Origin of the sequence: Orrella marina (assembly GCF_003058465.1) — a bacterium.
Taxonomy (GTDB): Bacteria; Pseudomonadota; Gammaproteobacteria; order Burkholderiales; family Burkholderiaceae_B; genus Algicoccus; species Algicoccus marinus.
This window is the reverse complement of the sequence record NZ_CP028901.1, coordinates 3,439,998-3,460,201: the sequence shown is the minus strand read 5'-3', so window position 1 is coordinate 3,460,201 and position 20,204 is coordinate 3,439,998. Positions and strand designations below refer to the sequence as shown.

Below are 20,204 nucleotides of genomic sequence, written 5' to 3'. Positions count from 1 at the left end.
TCACCATCGTGTTGCCCCCGGACTGCCGCCCAAGCTTCGCCGGGGCGGCCATCATTGGCGTCAGCATAACCAGACCTTAGTTTGCCGACAGTATGCGACAGTATCGCCCAAGAGCCTGGCGAATCAAACCAGGAGACAGTGACCAGAGCACACCAGCGCGATTTCTCACACAAAGCGTCCGGGCAACGTCAGACCACAGATGCTCAGGCGTTGATGACCAGACTGATTGCCGGGGCATACTTCTCGCCATGGCCCTTCTCGATGGCCTTGTCGAAACAGGCCACCAGATTCCGTGCGCCCGAAGCGTCTATACCCAGTGATTCAGCCATATCAACCGCAAACTGAACATCTTTTCTGGCGTAGGTCACAGGAAACGCCCGCTCCGGAAAATCCTGGGGCAAGATGGCCTTCATTCCGTGGTTGCGCAATGCGAAACTGTCAGCCGAACCGGTGGACATGGCGTGAAACAGGGTCTCGGGGTCGTAACCCGCCTTGACACAGATCGCCCGGGCTTCGGCCAGTGCCAGAACCGTCTCATACAGAACCATGTTGTTGAGTATTTTGACCATCTGCCCGGCACCAACGGGACCACTGAGGGTGATATCCGTTGCGAATGTAGCGATGATGGGCCGGATTCGCTCAAACAACTCCTCGCTCGCGCCCACCGGAACCGCGAGTGACCCTGCTTCAGCTGCCGCGCGGGTTCGCATGACCGGTGCATCCACAAACTCGATTCCACGTTCAGAGAAATTGGCGGCAATCTCCTTGGTGAGTGTCAAGGGAGAGGTACTGAGGTCGATCACGACCTGACCCGACCGGCACAGATTCAGCAATCCCGATGTCGCGTCAGTGGCGCCACCACCTTCGACAACAGCCCGGACAACCTTCTCCGAGGGAAGTGACATCAGGATCACCTCAGACTGACTGACAATTTCCTGAACCGATGCAGGCGTCACACCGTGCGCCCGAAGGCGCTCCAGCGGGGCAGCATCAGGATCTGTCGCCAGAACACGGGCGCCATACTTGGTTGCAATGTGACGGCACATCGGCTCGCCCATGACACCCACTCCGATAAATCCGATCGTCTGAAATTCACTCATCTGGAACCCTGTTGTAGTTGAAAAACATCCCTGGAAAGACTCGCCACTTCACTACCATAAACCCATGGCCTTATCCTGCCCCTGGCAGCGAGACGCTATGGCTCATTCTCTTGTCTGCGCAAGACTTGTGTCAACACAGATCCGGGTTCACCGTGTCAATGCATGCGTGCAGAACGGATCGGCCCACTACGCAGGAAGCATTCAGTCAGCGCGATCCACCACCTTGAAGAAAGGCATCTTGCGACCTTCCTGCGTTCTCCTGAAAACAGCCTGCACTGACGCGTCGATCCGTACCGATGGCCAGTCGCTATCAATAATGTTCGTAATCAACGTCGGCCCTTCCTCAAGTCGTACATACGCCAGCGTGTAAGGGGGATCGGCGCGCTCAACGCGACTGTAGGAATACACGGTCCCTCGACCACTCGCCTTGACCCAGATCGTGGCAGGACTGCCGCAGTGCGGACAGACCACGCGCGGATACCAATGCGGTTGATGACAGTCCTCACATGACTTGAGGAGCAGCTCGTCGCGCTCGGCTGCCTCCCAGAACTCACGGGTTTCAGGATAGGCTTTTGCAAAGGGATCCGTCAGATGATCCTGCAGCCGGGTATCAGACATGGATTACTCCCGCTCAAGAATAATGGTGGAATGGGCGTGACCAACCCCCACGACCAGACCTGGACCTGTCGCGAGCGCGATGTCGCAATCTTTGACCTGGACCATTGGGTGGGCTTCGCCGCGCAACTGACGCACCGCCTCAATCAGCTTGGTCATTCCGCCTCGATTGGACGGGTGGTTGTTGCACAGTCCGCCGCCGTCCGTGTTGAAGGGCAGCCCCCCTTGACCGGAGATCAGATTGCCTTCGGCCACAAATGGTCCTGCCTGACCTTTCTGGCAGAACCCCAGGTCCTCGAGCTGCAACAACACCATGATGGTGAAATTGTCGTAAATGGAGGCGTACTTGATATCTTTGACCGATACACGTGCTTCCTCGAAGGCCATCCTGCCCGTGACGGCCGCTCCGGTCACCGTGGCGTCGAAGTATCCGCCCCGACTGGTATTAATCGTTTCGCCAGTGCCGATGATGCGTACTCTGGGCCGGTTGATCCGATGGGCGATCTCACGACTGGTCATAACCAGAGCTCCACCCCCATCTGTGATGACGCAGCAATCCAGACGGTGCAATGGGTCAGCGATCATGGGTGAGCTCACCACATCCTCGATCGTCACTGGCTTTCGAAGCAAGGCGCGCTCGTTGTATTGCGCATGATGGGCTGCAGCGACTTTGACAGCCGCCAGCTGTTCGGACGTGGTGCCGAACTCGTGCATGTGACGCCTCGCCAGATTGCCGTAGATTCCGGTAATCGTTGGACGATAAGGCAGATCCCACACTGTTTCAGGACGCTCAGGTCCGGTTGCTCTGGGCGCAGTGCCAGTTGCCATGCCCGAACTCCTGGGATTGCCTGCCAGCGTGATCAGAGCAACCGAGCACCTGCCCTCCCGGATTGCCATCGCCGCATGCCGCAAGAGAATCATGTACGAACAGCCACCGAGCTCGGTGCCGTCGACCCATTTAACATTCAGACCGAGGTACTCGACCATAGAGATGGGACCTCCTCCAGGTGCGTCACCCGCACAGAAGTACCCGTCTACGTCCTTGAGCGTCAGCCCGGCATCTTTCAATGCACCCAGGGCCGACTCGGCATGCAACTGGCTGACTGACTTGTCGGGTGCGTGACGGGTGGGATGCTCGAATGCCCCCACGACATAGGCCTGCCTATTGATGCTCATCATGCCTGTCCATCCTCTTTACCCCTCCTCACTAACTCTCACCATCGTGTTCATCACAGCGACTTTCTGTCAGCTCTTTTGACTGTTCCCAATTCGGTTCTATCTTCGCATCCTGAACGACTTGATTTGCGCCGTCACGCTCATCAAAGAACAATTTAGCTATGATTAAGCGGTATGGGCTGACAGTGACAGTCAGCAACCTGGCTGATGTGATACCGGATACATTCTCCGGGAGACTGTTCGATACGCTGTCTGTGATGTCACCAGTTTAAATTTGCCCATACAGCATCTGATCCGTCAGTCTTGTACCTGGAAATCTGTTTCGCCTGGCAAGGTGCCCTCAAAGATGAACATTGACATTCTGTTTGACGTGTTTCGAGCACAGCCAGACCCGCTGCTATGCGCACTGCTCGCCGCGTTCAGCGCTTTTTTGATGGGGTTCGCGCGTAGCGGGATCGGGGCCGGCGGATTCGTGGTGTCCCCACTCATGGTGCTGGCCCTCGGACCATCGGTTGGTATCGCAGTAGTCGCTGCCCTCATGGTCCCGGCTGCGATCACCGGGTACCTGCAGCACCGCAAAGAAGCTGACCAGACAATGCTCAAACCGCTGATTCCGGCCGCGTTCGCAGGCACCGCCCTCGGCGGAGTCATCCTCTGGCTCCTGGTCTCCGGGGGAGAGATGGCCATCATCGATCGCCGACTCGAGATTCTGGTTGCCGGACTGTCGCTGGTCTACGTCGCCTTGGTGAGCCTGCGAAAGCAGATTGCCAGTCTAGGTAGCCATCTGGACAAACCGGGACCCGTTGGCCTGTTCCTGATGGGGACAGGCCTCGGGTTGAGCCAGACTGTCGCCAATTCCGGATCACCACTGATGACGGTATATTTTCTGTGTTACAGAATCGGAAAGGAGAAGTTCGTCGGTGCCCAGACAACCTTTCTGATGGTCCAGAACACCGTGAAACTGGTGCCCCTGGTTCTGCTTGGCATCCTGCACCCTGGCAACGCGACTGCGGCACTGATCCTGCTTCCACTAACCTTTGCTGGCAGCTGGCTCGGACAGCGTTTTTACAAACACGCCAGCGAGGGCGCATTTTTCAAGTTGTACATTATTCTGCTGATCATCGGCTTTATCACCAGCGTCTTGCTTCTGATTGGCAGGGATACAGTGTTCAAAATAACCTGAGTTTTAAGATGAGGCGAGGTGTAGGTCCCCTATGGGGTGCAATGAGGTTGCCATGCAAGCCTGTAAAGTGACGTCAAAGACCCATCCTGTTGCACCTCATGGCTGACCAGCGCCTGGAAACGAGAACCGGAACGATCAAGATATGACCACCAGAACAGAGCAACCGGCAGAACCGTCAGCAGAGCACACAGCTGACCACCCATCTGAGCGCCCGATCGTTGAAGATGAGTCATTTGATGAATTTGACCCGGGGCTGGTCCAGCTCCTGCTGGTGTCGGCCTTCGCCGGATGTCTGGTCGGTCTGGCTGGCGGTGCGTTTCACTGGGGCCTGAATCATGGCTCAAGCGCATTCCTGGGGTTCTTGCAGGATCTGCGTACAGACGGAACATCCGCGATCCCGGGATGGCTGATTGCGATGCTCATCGCCGGACTCAGCGTGGGACTAGCCCGGTATCTGGTCAAGTTTGCACCGGTCGCTGCGGGCAGCGGCGTGCAGCACGTCGAGGCCGTGATGCGTGGCGACGCGAAACCTGCAGGTTTGATCGTGCTGCCAATCAAATTCTTCGGAGGCCTGCTAGCCATGGTGCCGGGTCTGGCACTCGGACGCGAAGGTCCCACCATCCAGATGGCTGCGGTCATCGGCACGCAGTGTGGAAAAATCTTCGGACTACAGAAGGAAGACCGAACCCTGCTATACACGGCGATTGCGGGTAGCGGCCTGTCTGTCGCCTTCAATGCCCCGCTTTCAGGGGCCGCATTTGTCATTGAGGAAGTGGCCAAACGCATCACGGTGCGCCGGGTGCTGGCCACGCTGACTGCTGTGGCAACGGGCATGGCGGTCTATCGCGGATTTTTTGGGGACCAGTTGTCATTTACGGCAGGTGACGTGGCCCAGGTGCCCGGCACACAGCTAATCTTCTTCGTCTTTCTCGGCATGGTCATGGGTGTGCTGGGTGTGCTGTACAACCGTTCGATTATGTTCGCAATTGATGCGTACAACGGAATCGCCCCAAGTACCAGCCCGTGGATCAAGACAGGCTGCATTGGAGCCCTGTTCGGTCTGCTGGGGTATTACCACCCAGTCCTTGTGGGCAGTGGCGAAATGCAGGTCAATGTCCTGCTGGCCGGTCAATACGGCACCTACACGTTGCTGTTGTTGCTGGCGGTACGCTGGGTTCTCGGTCCTCTATCCTACACCAGTGGCACACCCGGCGGTGTGTTTGCCCCGCTGCTACTGGTCGGCGCAATCGTGGGTTCACTGTTTGCCCAAAGCCTGAACCTGGTGACAACCGACATGGGTATCATCCTCAGTCCCGAGGCTTTCGCACTGGTTGCCATGGCTGCTTTCTTCACAGGCGTCGTCCGGGCCCCGATCACCGGGGTACTGCTGATCTGCGAGATGAGTGGAACTGTTTCCCTCATGATCCCGCTGCTGCTGGCCAGTGTCAGTTCTGCAGTTGTTGCGAGTCTACTGAGAGGTGAACCGATCTACGACTCCTTGCGGGCACGCATGCATCTCTCAGACACCAAGTCGTAGGAAATAGAGGAAAAGGAGCAGGCGCGAGGAATGCACTGGCAACAGGCGCGTCATCGACGTGGCGATTCGGCATGTGTTCCCCTGTGCGCAGTAAAATGATGGCTGGTTCTAAAGTTTCACTGATTGATGGGCGAACCGATCGAGGCGCCAGAACGGTACCCGGGCCGTGCAGAAGCGGCTGACCGCTTGAGTGACGCACGATGTCATGATCAGGCGCACCACCGCCCGGCCAGTCGTTCTCGATCTTGTTTCAGGCTTCAGGTTTCGCTTGCCTCGTGCAGACACGAATCGAGAAGCCTTAACCCGCACCTGCTCAATGCCATCGCTCGATGGATCAGGAGGTAGCTGGTTCCATGGATCTTCGCTTTGGCGACTTGCTCTGCTGATGCTGTGATCCTGCGGGACCCCGACTCATAAGCGCGCGCGTCAGAAATCAAGGCCGCCGGCGACAAACTGATTCACGACGCCACCTGCAACCAGTTGCCACTTATTCGTCCTTATCCACCCTTATTTTGCGCCGATTCCGAGGTTATCTTGCTACGCCAGTTTGAACAATTGCTGGCTCCGTTTCCACCTGAGGAGCCTCTTCAGCCCCCAAAAGGGCTATTTCCGTTTCTGTGGTTCTGCACCCGGGGATCGAGGCGCTATCTCGCCTTTCTGGCGGTATTCAGTGCTGGTGTGTCAATCTATGAAGCCTGGCTGTTTGCCTTTCTCGGACAGGTGGTTGATCTGCTTTCTACCTGGCAAGTGGGCGAACCCGCATCGGCCGAGGTTCGCACGGTCTTGTGGGGCATTGGCATCGTGATGGTGGCCAGCATCGGGTTGGTCACCTTGCGAACCTTGTTTCAGCATCAGGCAATCGCGATCAACCTGCCACTGCGTCTGCGCTGGGACTTTCACCGGATGATGTTACGCCAGAGCCTGTCGTTTTTCTCGGATGAGTTCGCGGGCCGCGTCACCACCAAGGTGATGCAGACCGCGCTGGCAGTTCGCGAAGTGTTGCTCACTTTCACGGAAATCGTACTGGGAATCGGGGTCTATTTTGTGACGATTCTCGCCTTGGCAGCAGGGTTTGACATCCGGCTGATACTACCGTTTCTTGCCTGGATCACGCTCTTCGGACTGGCCATGCTCTACTTCGTTCCGAAGCTGGGCAAGGTTGGCCAGGAGCAGGCCCATGCCCGCTCCTCCATGACCGGTCGCGTGACCGATGCCTATTCGAACATCACGACAGTCAAACTCTTCTCCCACACGCGGCGTGAAGCCCAGTTTGCACGCGCGGCGATGGAAGATTTCAAGATCACGGGCTATCGTCAGATGCGCCTTGTCAGTCAGTTCGAGATCGTCAACCAGACACTGGTGACCGGCCTGATTCTGACCTCCGGCGGCTATGGGCTCTGGCTCTGGCATGGTGGCGAGATAGGTACCGGTGCCGTGGCGGCTGTCACCGCCATGGCGTTACGGGTTAATGGGATGTCGCACTGGATCATGTGGCAAATGGCATCACTGTTCGAGAACATTGGCACGGTCCAGGATGGTATTGCCACGCTGACACGCCCCGCCAAAGTACAGGACGAACCGGGTGCGCCTGCTCTGGAAATCACTCGTGGAGAGGTCGAGTTTGACAATGTCCGGTTTAATTACAACGGCGAGCGTCAGGTACTTGATGGTCTGACCTTGAAAGTCAGGCACGGCGAGAAGATCGGACTGGTGGGGCGTTCCGGAGCTGGCAAATCGACATTGATCAATCTGTTGCTACGTTTCTATGATACCGACAGCGGTGCGATCCGCATTGACGGTCAGGACATCTCGAAGGTCAGTCAGGACAGTCTCAGACGTGCAATCGGCATGGTGACGCAAGACACGTCACTGCTGCATCGCTCGATCCGGGACAATATCTCGTATGGGTTGCCCGATGCTACCGAGGCCGAGATCCGGGCCGCTGCGGCAAGTGCCCACGCAGAAGAGTTCATTGACCACCTGACTGATGCGGATGGACGACGTTCGTATGACACGCTCGTGGGCGAACGCGGGGTCAAGCTTTCTGGTGGCCAGCGCCAGCGCATCGCGATTGCCCGGGTGATGCTCAAGAACGCCCCCATCCTGCTTCTGGATGAGGCCACCAGTGCACTGGACTCGGAAGTGGAATCGGCGATCCAGGAAAGCCTCTACAAGATGATGGAAGGCAAGACGGTGATCGCGATTGCCCACCGCCTGTCGACCATTGCTGCCATGGATCGGCTGGTCGTGATGGATCAAGGCCACATCATTGAAGAGGGCAGTCACGCTGAATTACTGCAGAAGAATGGTGTTTACGCCCGACTCTGGCGCCACCAGAGCGGGGGTTTTCTGGGGAGGATGCTGGTCGGGACTGACCGAACACCGAAAACACGGGTCACCCGCTCGTACCGAAGAGGACTGCACATTCGCCACCAGTGCACGGGCAAGGAACAGCGATCCGGCTTTATCGAACATTAACCGTCGACCTTACACACTGAACCACCCCATGGCTAAATCCAGGGGGTTCTGAAGGCGTGCGTGCGAGGGGTATCCGGGCTCTCCGTCTGGCGACGTACAACATCCCGGCCGGGACCTTGCACAAACCTTCTTTGCCGCGCGATCGACTCTGACGCAATAGCCACCGTGGGATTGCCGCAAGGCAACCCGCTTGTCGATTCGTGAAGCTGGCACAGTCCCGCGCGTTCTGGTAGCGGTTGCGCAACCGCCCAGCCCTTTGGCCCTTTGCGAGCCGGGACGGACTGTGCCCGTCTTGCGTGGCGTGCTTTGCCGGGAAGGCGCTATAGCAATCCCGCGCTGCACGAACCAGCCTTGAGCACATCACAGCGATGCTCTGGACACCAAACGACGTGGTTGATACAGGAATACACCACATTATGGCTGGACTAGTAGCGGATGCGATATTCAGACATGCAGCGATGATACTCAACCAGTCTCGAATAACAATAAAACCATTCGCTCACCTCATGACTAAAGTCAGGGGCTTGCGCTCACAGCTGGTCATTGACCAGACGGGCCTCCGAAGTGCACTACTCAACGTGGACTGCGCCCGCATATACCGCAAGCCCGTCATCCCGGACAAACCCCATCAAGACCAGGTTGTGCTGTTGCGCCAGTCTGGTCGCCATCGCGGTCGGTGCTGAAACCGCGGCAAGTGCCACATGCCCGGCCGCCAGCGTCTTTTGCACCATCTCAAAACTCGCCCGACTCGACACCATCACCATCGCACGCTGGTTGACTCCTGCCGTTGCACCTATGAGTTTGTCCAGCGCATTGTGCCGACCCACGTCCTCCCTGACTGCAATGAGGCTCCCGTCAAGCGTCGCCAGTGCGGCCACGTGAGACGCACCCGTTGCCTGAAACATGGGCTGTCTGGCCGTCATCTGCCGGTGTGCTTCCAGAACAGCGGCAGGCGAGATCACGCCAGGCTCGACAATGGGGTAAACAGGTCGCAACACCTGATCAAGTGACTCTACCCCACACAGTCCGCATCCTGTACGTCCTGCCATCGAACGCTTGCGGGCCTTCAGCGCGTGGGCACGGGCGCTGGCAATGTCCATATGCAATACGATTCCGTCCGGTGTGGGCTCAACCTCGATGCCATAGATTTCCTGGGCTTTTCCGACGATGCCCTCCGTCAGCGCAAACCCGCGCGCGAAGTCATCCAGATCCGCAGGTGTCACCAGCATCGTGGCGTAGGTGATGCCATTGAACTCAAGTGCGACCGGCACCTCCTCAATCAGCACATCCTGAGATGACGGCTCGACTGTTCCATCTCGCCAGCGTTGTACGGTCAGGGTTTTAGTAGGTTGCAGCACAGGCGGGCAAGGCTCATGTAGTCAAAGTTGTTCGGTTCTGTGAAAGGGACATGACGCACAGACATGCTCACATTGCCATCCCCCTGTGTCATGACGTTAACAGTCACGCAAGATGATCGTCCTCACTGATCGGACGATGCTGCTGTGGTGGCTGACGGAGCCGGCTTCATGGGCGTGAGTGCTATCCGGTGACTGTCGACTGCTTTGCACACTACGGGATCCAGTACCACATCACCGGAACGCCCGTCCGGGTGCTGATCCAGAAATGCCAGCAGTTCTCGGCGCATACGTGGCTCCCAGAACTTGCGCAGGTGTTCAGCAATACCCTCCAGGGCCTTGTCCTGATCCGGCATCGTCACAAAGAATGCTCCGATCTGATTGGCCATCCGTACAAGCTGCCCAATGTTCATGATGGCTGTCCTGCTTCGTGTGGTAGCGCAGGCGTTGCGCCCTCTGCGCTACGCTCACCTCCCATTCCCTTGCCCTTGCGCTTGCCTTGGCTACCATACAGACGCTTTTGTTGCTCGGCCATGGCAGACCAGTGACGCTGCCACTGCGAAGGCTCGGTCACCCGCATGACGTCGACAGCGGTCACTTTGTATTCCGGACAGTTGGTCGCCCAGTCCGAATTCTCGGTTGTCACGACGTTGGTACCTGAGGCCGGAAAGTGAAACGTGGTATAGACCACACCAGGCGCCACCCGGTCGGTCACGAGGGCTCTGAGCACGGTCTCGCCGGCCCGACTGCGAATACCCACCCAGTCACCACCCCCGATCCCTCGCGACTCTGCATCCTCGGGATGCATCTCCAGCAGATCCTCGTAATGCCAGATGACGTTGGCCGTTCGACGCGTCTGCGCCCCCACGTTGTAATGGGACAGGATGCGACCCGTCGTTAGCAGCAACGGAAACCGCCTGTTGGCACGCTCGTCTGTTGGCACGTACTGCGTGATCATGAAGCGCCCTGATCCATTCACGAATCCGTTGACGTGCATGGTGGGGGTGCCTTCGGGAGCCTGGTCATTGCATGGCCATTGAATGCTGCCCAGTCGGTTTAGCTTGTCATAGCTCACCCCTGCAAATGACGGCGTGAGTCTGGCAATCTCATCCATGATCTGGCCCGGATGGTCGTAATGCATGGGATATCCCAATGCATTGGCCAGCGCCATGGTCACTTCCCAGTCAGCCAGACCGGCCAGTGGCTCCATCACCTTGCGCACCCTTGACAGGCGCCTCTCGGCATTGGTGAAGGTACCGTCTTTCTCCAGGAATGAAGAACCCGGCAGGAACACATGCGCGTACTTGGCCGTTTCGTTCAGAAAAATGTCCTGCACCACGATGCATTCCATGGCGCCAAGCGCTGCTGCCACATGCTGGGTGTTGGGATCAGACTGGACAATGTCCTCTCCCTGGCAGTACAACCCTTTGAAACTGCCATCAAGCGCCGCGTCAAACATGTTCGGGATCCGCAATCCCGGCTCCGGATCAAGTGTGACACCCCAGTCTGCCTCAAAGAGGCTACGGACTGTTTCGTTGGAGATGTGCCGGTAACCAGCGAGCTCATGCGGGAACGACCCCATATCACACGACCCCTGGACGTTGTTCTGTCCACGCATCGGATTGACCCCCACCCCTTCCCGGCCCATGTTGCCTGTGAGCATGGCCAGATTGGCAATCGCCATCACAGCCGTCGAGCCCTGGCTGTGCTCAGTCACTCCGAGTCCGTAATAGATCGCCGCGTTACCACCGCTTGCGTACAGGCGTGCCGCCGCACGCACCGCGGCTGCCGGCACACCGCTTGCTGCCTCGGTGGCTTCGGGCGCGTTCTCCTCACGCTCAATAAACGTCTGCCAGTCCCGAAACGCCTGGGTGTCGCACCGGCTTGCGATGAATTCGTGATCCAGCAGCCCCTCAGTCACAATCACATGTGCCATGGCGTTAAGCACCGCAACGTTGGTACCAGGACGCAACTGCAGGTGATGCTCTGCCTTGACGTGGGGGCTCTTGAGCAGTTCGATCTCACGCGGATCGATCACGATGAGTTGAGCGCCCTGGCGCAACCTTTTCTTTAGCCGGGACGCGAACACTGGATGTGCAGTGGTCGGGTTCGAACCGATGACCAGCACCACATCGCTGTGCATGACCGAGTCAAACGACTGTGTGCCCGCCGACTCTCCGATCGTTGACTTGAGACCGTACCCGGTGGGGAATGGCACACCCTTGCACACGTATCAACGTTGTTGGTTCCAAACGCCGCCCGGATGAGCTTTTGCACCAGCCAGGTTTCCTCGTTGGTACACCGCGAGGAGGTGATCCCACCGACCGAATCCCGGCCATACTGCTGCTGGATGCGCCGAAACTCGCCGGCTGCGTAACCGAGCGCCTCCTCCCATGAAACTTCTTGCCACGGATCGGTAATCCGCTTGCGGATCATGGGCTTTGTGACACGATCAGGATGGGTGGCATACCCCCACGCGAAGCGGCCTTTGACGCAGGAATGCCCATGATTGGCCTGCCCATCCTTCCAGGGGGTCATGCGCACAACCGTCTGCCCCTTCATCTCGGCCTTGAACCCGCACCCTACGCCGCAGTAGGCGCAGGTCGTGATAACCGCGTGCTCGGCCTGCCCCAGTTCGATCACGGATTTCTCCTGAAGAGTAGCGGTCGGACAGGCCTGAACACAGGCACCGCACGAAACACAATCACTCTCCAGAAACGGCTCGCTCTGGCCTGCACTGACGCGGGACTCAAACCCTCGCCCGCTAATCGTCAACGCAAACGTACCCTGGACTTCTTCGCATGCTCTGACACATCGGCTGCAAACGATGCATTTGGACGGGTCATACGTGAAATAAGGGTTGGACTCGTCTTTGACGTCATCCAGATGATTGGCACCGTCAAACCCATACCGCACCTCGCGCAAACCCACCTGCCCTGCCATATCCTGCAGCTCGCAGTTGCCATTGGCCGGACAGGTCAGGCAATCCAGCGGATGGTCCGAGATGTAGAGCTCCATCACATTGCGTCGTAGTGTCTGCAAGCGCTCGTTCTGTGTGGTGACAACCATCCCTTCCCGCACAGGCGTGGTGCAGGACGACGGATAGCCATTCTGGCCTTCGATCTGGACCAGACAGAGGCGGCAGGATCCGAAGGCATCCAGACTGTCGGTTGCGCACAGACGCGGGATATTGACCCCGGCCATGGCAGCCGCGCGCATCACGGAGGTGTCAGCAGGCACGTCAAGTCGTCGGCCATCAATGGTGACCGTCACGACCTGGGCAGACTGGCTTGCCGGCGTGCCCAGGTCCCGCTCACGAACACGTACGATTTCCTGCATGTCAGTCTCCCGATACCGTGATTGATGATGACTCGCTGACTATTCCAAAGTCCCCCGGAAAATGCCTGAGTGCCGAGAGCACCGGATACGGTGCCATCCCGCCGAGCGCACAGAGTGACCCTGCGACCATGGTGTCACACAGATCGTTGAGCAACTCCACATTCTGCCTGCGAATGGCCGAACCGGCTGGCGCCGTGACAATCCGGTCGATCACCTCCACACCTCGTCGGGATCCGATTCGGCAGGGAGTGCACTTGCCACAGGACTCGATGGCACAGAATTCCATTGCGTACCGGGCCATCCGGGCCATTTCGACGGTGTCGTCAAACGCCACGACTCCGCCATGGCCAACCATGGCGGAAATATCCTTGTAGGCCTCGTAGTCCAGTGGCACATCCCATTCGGACTCGGGCAGATAAGCGCCCAGGGGACCGCCCACCTGCACGGCACGCAATGGTTTGCCGGACGCGCTGCCGCCCCCGAAGTCATACAAGAGTTCTCTGAGCGTCACCCCGAAAGCCAGTTCGACCAGTCCACCCTGCCGGAGGTTGCCTGCCAGTTGAAACGGCAGCGTGCCGCGCGACTTGCCCATGCCAAACTCGGCGTAGGCTTGTGCTCCATTTGCCAGAACGAACGGCACCGTGGCAAGCGAGATGGCGTTGTTGATCACCGTGGGTTTGCCAAACAGTCCCTGAATTGCTGGTAGCGGAGGTTTGGCACGAACCTGTCCTCGCTTGCCCTCGAGACTTTCGAGCATGGCGGTTTCTTCGCCGCAGATATAGGCACCGGCAGCCATACGGACTTCAAGATGAAACGAGCGGCCACTTCCCTGTATGTTGTCACCGAGCCAACCAGCCTGAACCGCGCGATCAACCGCCTCGCGCAAGGTGGCGCAGGCGTGAGGGTATTCACTTCGGACAAAGATGAAACCAGCCGTTGCGCCCACAGCCAGGGCGGCGATTGTCATGCCTTCGATCAGCGCGTATGGATCGCCTTCCATCAGCATGCGGTCGGAGAACGTTCCGGAATCGCCTTCATCGGCATTGCAGACAATGTACTTCTGGTCAGCCTGTGCCGACAGAACCGTCTGCCACTTCACGCCCGTGGGAAAGGCTGCACCGCCCCGGCCCCGCAGTCCCGATGCTTTGACTTCGTCGACGATCTGCTGAGAAGTTAGGGCGAGTGCCTTTTGCAGACCCTGCCAGCCACCATGCTTCTCATAGTCTTTCACACACAGTGGATCTGTCACCCCGACGCGTGCAAAGGTCAACCGTTGCTGCCTGGCCAGGTACGGAATGGATTCGGTCAGCCCATGAAACAACGGATGTGACCCTGCCGTCAGAAAACCGGCATCAAACAGACCGGGCACATCGTCCGCGGTCACCGGACCGTAGGCCACGCGCCCTCGCTCTGTCTGGACTTCGACCAGGGTTTCGAGCCACAAGAGGCCTCTGGATCCATTGCGTACGATGCGAATCGACAGACCGCGTCTTGCAGCCTCCACCTGAATCGCCTGTGCAACCTCGTCAGCCCCCACAGCCAGCGCGGCTGTATCGCGCGGCACGTAGACCGTTGGCCGGCTACCAACCTCTCCCTGTTCTCCACCCGTAGCACCTTCATCCACCACGCTGTCATCAGCCGAGTCATGATCTGCCCTGGCATCGAGGCGATCAACAATAGTATCGAAACGTTGCGCATCGACCCGTGCATACGGTTGCTCGTCAATCATGATGGCGGGCGACTCGGCGCACAGGCCCAGACAGTAAGCCGGTTCAAGCGTGAAACTTGCATCACGGGAGGTCCCTCCGAGCGTACAGGAGAGACGCTCACACGCATGTTCAATCAGGCGGTTCGCCCCCATCGACTGACAGGCCTCTGCCCGGCAGATCTGTACCCGATGACGACCCGCCGGTGTACTCCGAAAATGCGAGTAGAAAGTGATCACACCGTGCACTTCTGCACGGGAGATCTGAAGTCGCTCAGCGATGTCACCCACTGCTTCAGGTGGGATATACCCGAATCCGTCCTGGACCGCGTGCAGCACAGGGAGCAATGCGCCCGGCATCTGGCCGAGATCCGCCAGAATCTGCAGCAACCGGGCGCGCTCGAGGTCGGGGAGCACGGGTCTTGCCGCCAGATTTGGCATATCCGTCGAAAAGCCCGGCGCACCGGGAATGGTTGGGACATCAGGGTGATTCATTGCTACGCCTCTCCATGCGGACAGGGCTTGTGTGCACTCATGAAACCGGATCACGAACCGCCCTGTACCTCAGATGCTAAGCCTTGTGCGATCACAAGACAATGGCAGGTACCTGATGGGTTGGGCGTAGCGAGTCAGCGCAGCGAACAAAGGAACATCTCTGACAGGAACAGGACCAGAACATCCTGCCATTTTTCTGATTCAGGGGGGTCGCGCGAGGGGATGGCTGGCACGAGGCTTCTTGATCTGATATGAATAGAAAAGGGCTGTTTTCTATACACGTTCGTTCGGACATGTATAGAAAATCGATTTTTTTATACATATCAGAACGAACTGCTTACCAGAGCCATGGTGACTGTCGTACGCAAAAGGCGCTGACTCTACAGATCTGACACGCCAACAACGACTATTCCGTTATCACGGCCAACCACCACTCCATCCTGCGGCACACAACAACCGGCATAGGCAGGGTATTGGCACTCAGCTCAAAACCTGAACCTCGGCGACCAGAAGATCTCGGGGCACCAGCGTCGAGTAAAGCCCAATGACGGGTCGTACACGCGCGGACGGAGAACTTGTGGCCCATTTGCCGGTACCTGAAACCCCGTTGACGGCAAGCGGATCGACTTCCTTTCTGAGCTTGTCGGCTTCGTGTCGCTCCTGCGTCTTGAGTGCAATCCTCAGCACAACCTCATATGGGTCATTGACTGGTCGAGGTGAGGCCTCACGGTGCACCCCGTTCAAGCCCACATAATCCATCCGCAATTCCGAGGCGTTGAGCTGGTTCATTTCGAATCGCTTTTTGAGAATCTCTTGTGTGAGCTGCGCTCTCGCCATCGCACCTGGCCCGGCAAAGAGCACCATCTCTTCCGCCATATACCCTTCCTGAATTCCAACCAGCGCTTTCAAGGTATTCGTTCTGGGGCGCCCTGCCTGGTCGATCAGTACCTCGACACGATCTTTACCTGCCTGCCTGAAACTGACTCGAGTCAGGTCGGCAATCACATCCGGGCACAAGTAGGCGCCAGGATCCTGGACTTCATAGAGCAATTGCTCCTTGCAAGTCGCCTCCGACACAAGACCACCGGTTCCCTCGAGCTTTGTGATGGTGACCGAATCGTCACTCACCTCGGCAATCGGATTGCCAACATTGTGCAAATCCGGCACATCCTTGTAGCCTGGATCTGCGAAGTAGCCGCCACTGACCTGGGCACCGCACTCCATCAAATGACCAATGATCATCCCTTTAGCCATCGCATGATGATCTTCAAAAGACCATCCCAGCTCAAAAGCAAGCGGGCCCAGGTAAACGCACGCGTCCGCCACCCTGGATGTGATGACAACATCCGCCCCGTCACGCAGGGCCTGCACGATTCCCTGGGCTCCCATGTACGCTTCCGCGGAAACAATTCTCTCTCGAGAGTCAGCGACGGCTTCACCTGTCTCGACAAATCTCAGACCGAGATCGCAAATCCGGTCGTCAAGCAAAGCGCCACCAACGGCCGCAACCTTGAGATTCCGGATGCCTTCGGACTTCGCGATTTCAAGGACTTTCCGTGCAGCGGCCTGTGGGTCCAGCCAACCCTGATTGGTGATGATTCGCACCCCTCTCTCTTTGGCAGATTTGAGAATCGGGGTGAGTCTCATCTCGAGATACGGGTCATATGGAGCCGTGTCGGAGTGCTCCATACGGGCCACTTGCGCCGCGCTCATGGTCACTTCGGACATCGAGTCAAAACACAGATAGTCCAGATTACCGCGCTCAATCAGATCAGCCGCAGGTTCGAATCTGTCCCGTGACCAACCCGTCGCACACCCGAGCCTCACCATCTTGTTATTGGCGCTCATGATCTTTCCTTTGCGAACGAATGACATACTCGTCTGAGACCACAACAGGCAAAGTCAGCATGAGAGACGACAAGGCTTTACCTGACTCGTCGAACGCCAACGTTCTCGAGCGCCCGCCCTCCAGGACATCGCGCAACACGAAGTTCAGCGCCCCGATACGTGGCGCCTCGTAGCGAACGATCGTCCCTCTGGTGATCGGACCGTAAAGTGCCTTGACGGCCTGCACGGTAACCTGCTGACAAAGCACCTCATAATCAGCCATGTCATACGCAATCACCGACACATTTGAATCGTTGCCCTTCTCGCCCGAGCGGGCATGGGCGATTTCACGTAAAGCAATTGTTTTCATAGAGCCGCCAAGGAATCATGGTAAGTGGTGGAGCAGCCGTAGGACGCACTGCTGTTTGATCAAGTCCATGGAGTCATCAAGCATCATAGCGTCAGCGCGGCCTTGTACAAACCGGAATGCGGGATCGTTTCTAACAACCCCTCCTTGACAAGGAAGAGGACGTTCAGGATGCGTCCGGTTCGACCATTACCGTCAAAAAACGGATGGTGGCATAGAAATCTTCTCTTTCGTACAAGTCAGCTGACCGTATCAGTCAGGAATGAAGATTGGCTTGAACGCAACCCTTCCGGTTTCCCGCTCTCACTTACCAAGTACAGCCTTGGACGCAACGATTTCGCGGCGTTCGACAAACGCCTCATGATGACGTTCAATGTCACGCAACTTGTACAAGTAGTTGACCATCAGACCATGGGACTGTTTTAAACCGTTCGGTGACACATCGCCCAGGAAGTTGAGCTGATGCAACTCCGCTCCGTTTCGCAGATGGAATCTGGCCACCGGATCCAGAACAATCCCCTTGGCATTCCTGGCGCGCAGAAAATAGGCACGCGCACTATCGAGCATGGCAGCTCGCACGCCCTGTGTCTTGTCTTCGTCCTCGTACCAGTGATCGTCGTCCAGTACCTTGAGTGCTTCAATCGTTTCCTCTGACAGCATTTCTGACTTTTCTGCGGCGCGCTCGCCACCGAGCCAGCGTGCGAACCCGGGGACAGGAGAGAGCGTGACAAACGTGTTGAGCGTCGGGATCTCGCGCTGCAGCGATTCGATCACGTGCTTGAGCAGAAAGCTGCCAAACGGCACACCGGCCAGGCCCTTTTGGGTATTGGAGATGGAATAAAAGACCGCAGTGCTCGCCTGCGCCGCAGGAATCGGAATGTGTTCGGGATGCAGCAGCGTCTGGATCGATGACGGCACTTCGGTTGTGAGTGCCACCTCTACAAAGATCAGGGGTTCCTCTGCAAGCTGGGGATGAAAGAACCCGAAGCAACGCCTGTCAACGGGTTCGAGGCGGTTGCGCAGATCACTCCAGTCCTGAACGGCATGCACGGCTTCGTATTCGATCAGCTTCTCCAGCACGTTCGCAGGTGTTCGCCAGTCCATCCGTCGCATCTCCAGGAACCCGGGATTGAACCAGGATTCGAACAGATGCAGAAAGTCCGCATCGACCGCAGCGAGTTCCGGATGCGCTCGCAGGAAACCTTGCAGGCTTTCACGCATCTTGATCAAACGATGCGTACCACCAGACGAGTGATTCAGGCGTCGAATCAGCTCCTGACGGCGTGGCTCGACTGCACGACCAAGGCGCGCGAGTGCCTCATCACCAGGTGATTGCTGATATTGCTCGATCGCAGCGCTGAGCGACTCAGGGTCCGCTGCGAAGTTCTGCGCCAGATCCAGAAAAAACGCCAGACGAGCTTCCTGAGTCGATGTTTCGAAGGTATCCAGAAGGCGCTGTGCCAGCATCATGCCCGAGGCTTCGCCACGCCGGGACAGCAAGGCTTGTGCGATTGAACTCAGGTCCAGCGCATCATCTGAATCCCCGGGCACCAGCTTCTTGAAGACGCTCCAGTCTCCCCGGATGAGGCGGTTGAACAGATCGCCTGTTCGGCTGTTTGATTTGGCGGTTTTAGTGTTCATGGCAGGATTCTACTGCTGGTTTGACTATCCAAATACAGAAATCCTTGATCGTTACCATTGTTCACACAATGCCCTTGTGTCTTTATCCAGTGCAGCAAGAAGGAACGTGTTACACGGCAAATGGACTTACGAAGTGGGTCTGTATCAAGTGGGTCTGTATGAAACGGTTCTGCTGCAACCGGATCACCTGCATTGACTCGTATCATCAGTCACAATGGAGAAACTGCCGGGAGACTCTCTGGACCAGAACCGGGATCCACCTCGCAATGGTAAAGCAGGTGATGACAAATGACGTCACACCACATGTGCGTATGAAACTGTCGGACTTCGAGTCCATCAAAACGAAAATAGAAGATTTTGGGGGGAACAACACCATGAAAGCCGTCGGATACATTCAACAGCAGGCAGGGCTTGGTGTCGAGGGGTTGATTGACCTTGAATTGCCAGTCCCTGTACCGGGTCCGAAGGACATCCTGGTCCGGGTCCAGGCGATCGCCATCAACCCGCGTGACATCAAGATGCGTGGATCACAGCGCGCATCTGCAGAAAGCCCACGCGTGCTAGGCTGGGACGCGGCGGGTATTGTTGAGGCAGTTGGTAGCGAAGTCACCGGCTTCGCAAAAGGCGACCACGTGCTGTATGCGGGAAACATGTTGAAGCCAGGTGCGAACGCTGAGTTCCATCTGGTCGATGCCCGGATTGCCGGCCAGGTGCCCAAAGGTCTCTCGTTCGCCGATGCCGCCTCACTGCCACTGGCCACTCTGACGGCCTGGGGCATGCTGTTTGATCGACTGGGTCTGCCCAGATCGGGTGGGCAAGGCAGGAACCTGCTGATTCTTGGCGGTGCAGGCGGTGTCGCCACCATGGCAATTCAACTGGCCCGCCAGTTCACGGATGTCACGGTCATCGCAAGCGCGTCTCGACCAGAAAGTCAGGCGTGGATCCGAAAGATGGGAGCACATCACGTGATCTCTCACCAGGACGACATCGCAGCCCAGATCAAGAGTCAGAAGCTTGGCCCTGTTCACTGGATCTTCTCCATGAACACAACACCAGCATCATTTACCGCCATGGCTGCGGTTGCAGCACCTTATGGCAAGATCGGATTCATTGACGAACCAGAAGGACTCGACGTCAACCTGCTCAAACCCAAGAGTCTGTCATTGCATGCAGAGGCTGTCTTTACCAAACCTATCTTCGAGACGGACGATATCGGTCAGCAACGCTGTGTGCTGGAGGACGTCGCACAAAAGATTGCAGATGGAACACTCCAGTCACCCGTAAACGCCCACTTCGGCACCATCAATGCCGAGAACCTGCGTCGTGCCCATCAGGCCATCGAAAGTGGCACATCAATCGGCAAGGTCGTACTGGAGGGATTCTGAT

The 20,204-nt window shown here is 57.5% G+C and carries 13 protein-coding genes and 2 pseudogenes; 4 read left to right on the top strand and 11 right to left on the bottom strand.

Annotated features, from left to right (window positions below; all coding sequences use genetic code 11):
- Nucleotides 1-203 precede the first annotated feature (203 nt).
- The 3 genes from DBV39_RS15750 to DBV39_RS15740 form a co-directional block, all read right to left on the bottom strand.
- A complete protein-coding gene (locus DBV39_RS15750; RefSeq protein WP_108622349.1) occupies nt 204-1,100 on the bottom strand; it encodes an NAD(P)-dependent oxidoreductase in 897 nt (298 codons plus the stop codon).
- 201 nt (nt 1,101-1,301) lie between these two features.
- Nucleotides 1,302-1,718, bottom strand: a complete 417-nt coding sequence (locus DBV39_RS15745) for a Zn-ribbon domain-containing OB-fold protein (protein WP_108622348.1) — start codon at nt 1,716-1,718, stop codon at nt 1,302-1,304.
- 3 nt (nt 1,719-1,721) lie between these two features.
- On the bottom strand, nt 1,722-2,891 hold the full coding sequence (locus tag DBV39_RS15740) for a thiolase domain-containing protein (RefSeq protein WP_108623321.1): 1,170 nt from the start codon (nt 2,889-2,891) through the stop codon (nt 1,722-1,724).
- 346 nt (nt 2,892-3,237) lie between these two features.
- Here DBV39_RS15740 and DBV39_RS15735 point away from each other — a divergent pair, with 346 nt between their 5' ends.
- From DBV39_RS15735 to DBV39_RS15720, 3 genes are all read left to right on the top strand, one after another.
- On the top strand, nt 3,238-4,074 hold the full coding sequence (locus tag DBV39_RS15735; protein ID WP_108622347.1) for a sulfite exporter TauE/SafE family protein: 837 nt from the start codon (nt 3,238-3,240) through the stop codon (nt 4,072-4,074).
- 142 nt (nt 4,075-4,216) lie between these two features.
- Nucleotides 4,217-5,611, top strand: a complete 1,395-nt coding sequence (locus DBV39_RS15730) for a ClC family H(+)/Cl(-) exchange transporter (RefSeq protein WP_108622346.1) — start codon at nt 4,217-4,219, stop codon at nt 5,609-5,611.
- 534 nt (nt 5,612-6,145) lie between these two features.
- Entirely contained in the window at nt 6,146-8,089 is a 1,944-nt protein-coding gene (locus DBV39_RS15720; RefSeq protein ID WP_108622344.1) for an ABC transporter ATP-binding protein, read from the top strand.
- A gap of 569 nt (nt 8,090-8,658) precedes the next feature.
- On the opposite strand, the gene fdhD is transcribed toward DBV39_RS15720, so the two are convergent.
- From fdhD to DBV39_RS15680, 8 genes and pseudogenes are all read right to left on the bottom strand, one after another.
- The gene (gene fdhD / locus DBV39_RS15715) at nt 8,659-9,447 is read right to left on the bottom strand and encodes a formate dehydrogenase accessory sulfurtransferase FdhD (RefSeq protein WP_108622343.1); all 789 of its coding nucleotides are present in this window, start codon (nt 9,445-9,447) and stop codon (nt 8,659-8,661) included.
- Nucleotides 9,448-9,569: 122 nt separating this feature from the next.
- Nucleotides 9,570-9,857, bottom strand: a complete 288-nt coding sequence (locus tag DBV39_RS15710) for a formate dehydrogenase subunit delta (RefSeq protein ID WP_108622342.1) — start codon at nt 9,855-9,857, stop codon at nt 9,570-9,572.
- Nucleotides 9,854-12,783, bottom strand: a pseudogene (fdhF, locus tag DBV39_RS15705) (formate dehydrogenase subunit alpha). The gene DBV39_RS15710 and the pseudogene fdhF overlap by 4 nt, the downstream one beginning before the upstream one ends.
- Nucleotide 12,784: 1 nt before the next feature.
- Complete coding sequence (locus DBV39_RS15700; protein WP_108623320.1) at nt 12,785-14,929, bottom strand: formate dehydrogenase subunit gamma; 2,145 nt, start codon at nt 14,927-14,929, stop codon at nt 12,785-12,787.
- A gap of 534 nt (nt 14,930-15,463) precedes the next feature.
- Complete coding sequence (locus DBV39_RS15695; RefSeq protein ID WP_108622341.1) at nt 15,464-16,831, bottom strand: acyclic terpene utilization AtuA family protein; 1,368 nt, start codon at nt 16,829-16,831, stop codon at nt 15,464-15,466.
- Complete coding sequence (locus tag DBV39_RS20110; protein WP_322348721.1) at nt 16,818-17,180, bottom strand: AtuA-related protein; 363 nt, start codon at nt 17,178-17,180, stop codon at nt 16,818-16,820. Before DBV39_RS20110 ends, DBV39_RS15695 begins: the two co-directional genes overlap by 14 nt.
- A gap of 83 nt (nt 17,181-17,263) precedes the next feature.
- Nucleotides 17,264-17,368: pseudogene (locus DBV39_RS20105) on the bottom strand (hypothetical protein); the annotation flags it as partial.
- A 112-nt stretch (nt 17,369-17,480) separates the two neighbouring features.
- Nucleotides 17,481-18,818, bottom strand: coding sequence for a malonyl-CoA decarboxylase (locus DBV39_RS15680; RefSeq protein WP_108622340.1), 1,338 nt, complete (start codon nt 18,816-18,818; stop codon nt 17,481-17,483).
- Between the two features lie 374 nt (nt 18,819-19,192).
- Between DBV39_RS15680 and DBV39_RS15670 the strand changes: the two genes are divergently transcribed.
- Nucleotides 19,193-20,203: a zinc-binding alcohol dehydrogenase family protein gene (locus DBV39_RS15670; protein ID WP_108623318.1), complete on the top strand. Its 1,011-nt coding sequence runs from the start codon at nt 19,193-19,195 to the stop codon at nt 20,201-20,203.
- Nucleotide 20,204: the final 1 nt, after the last annotated feature.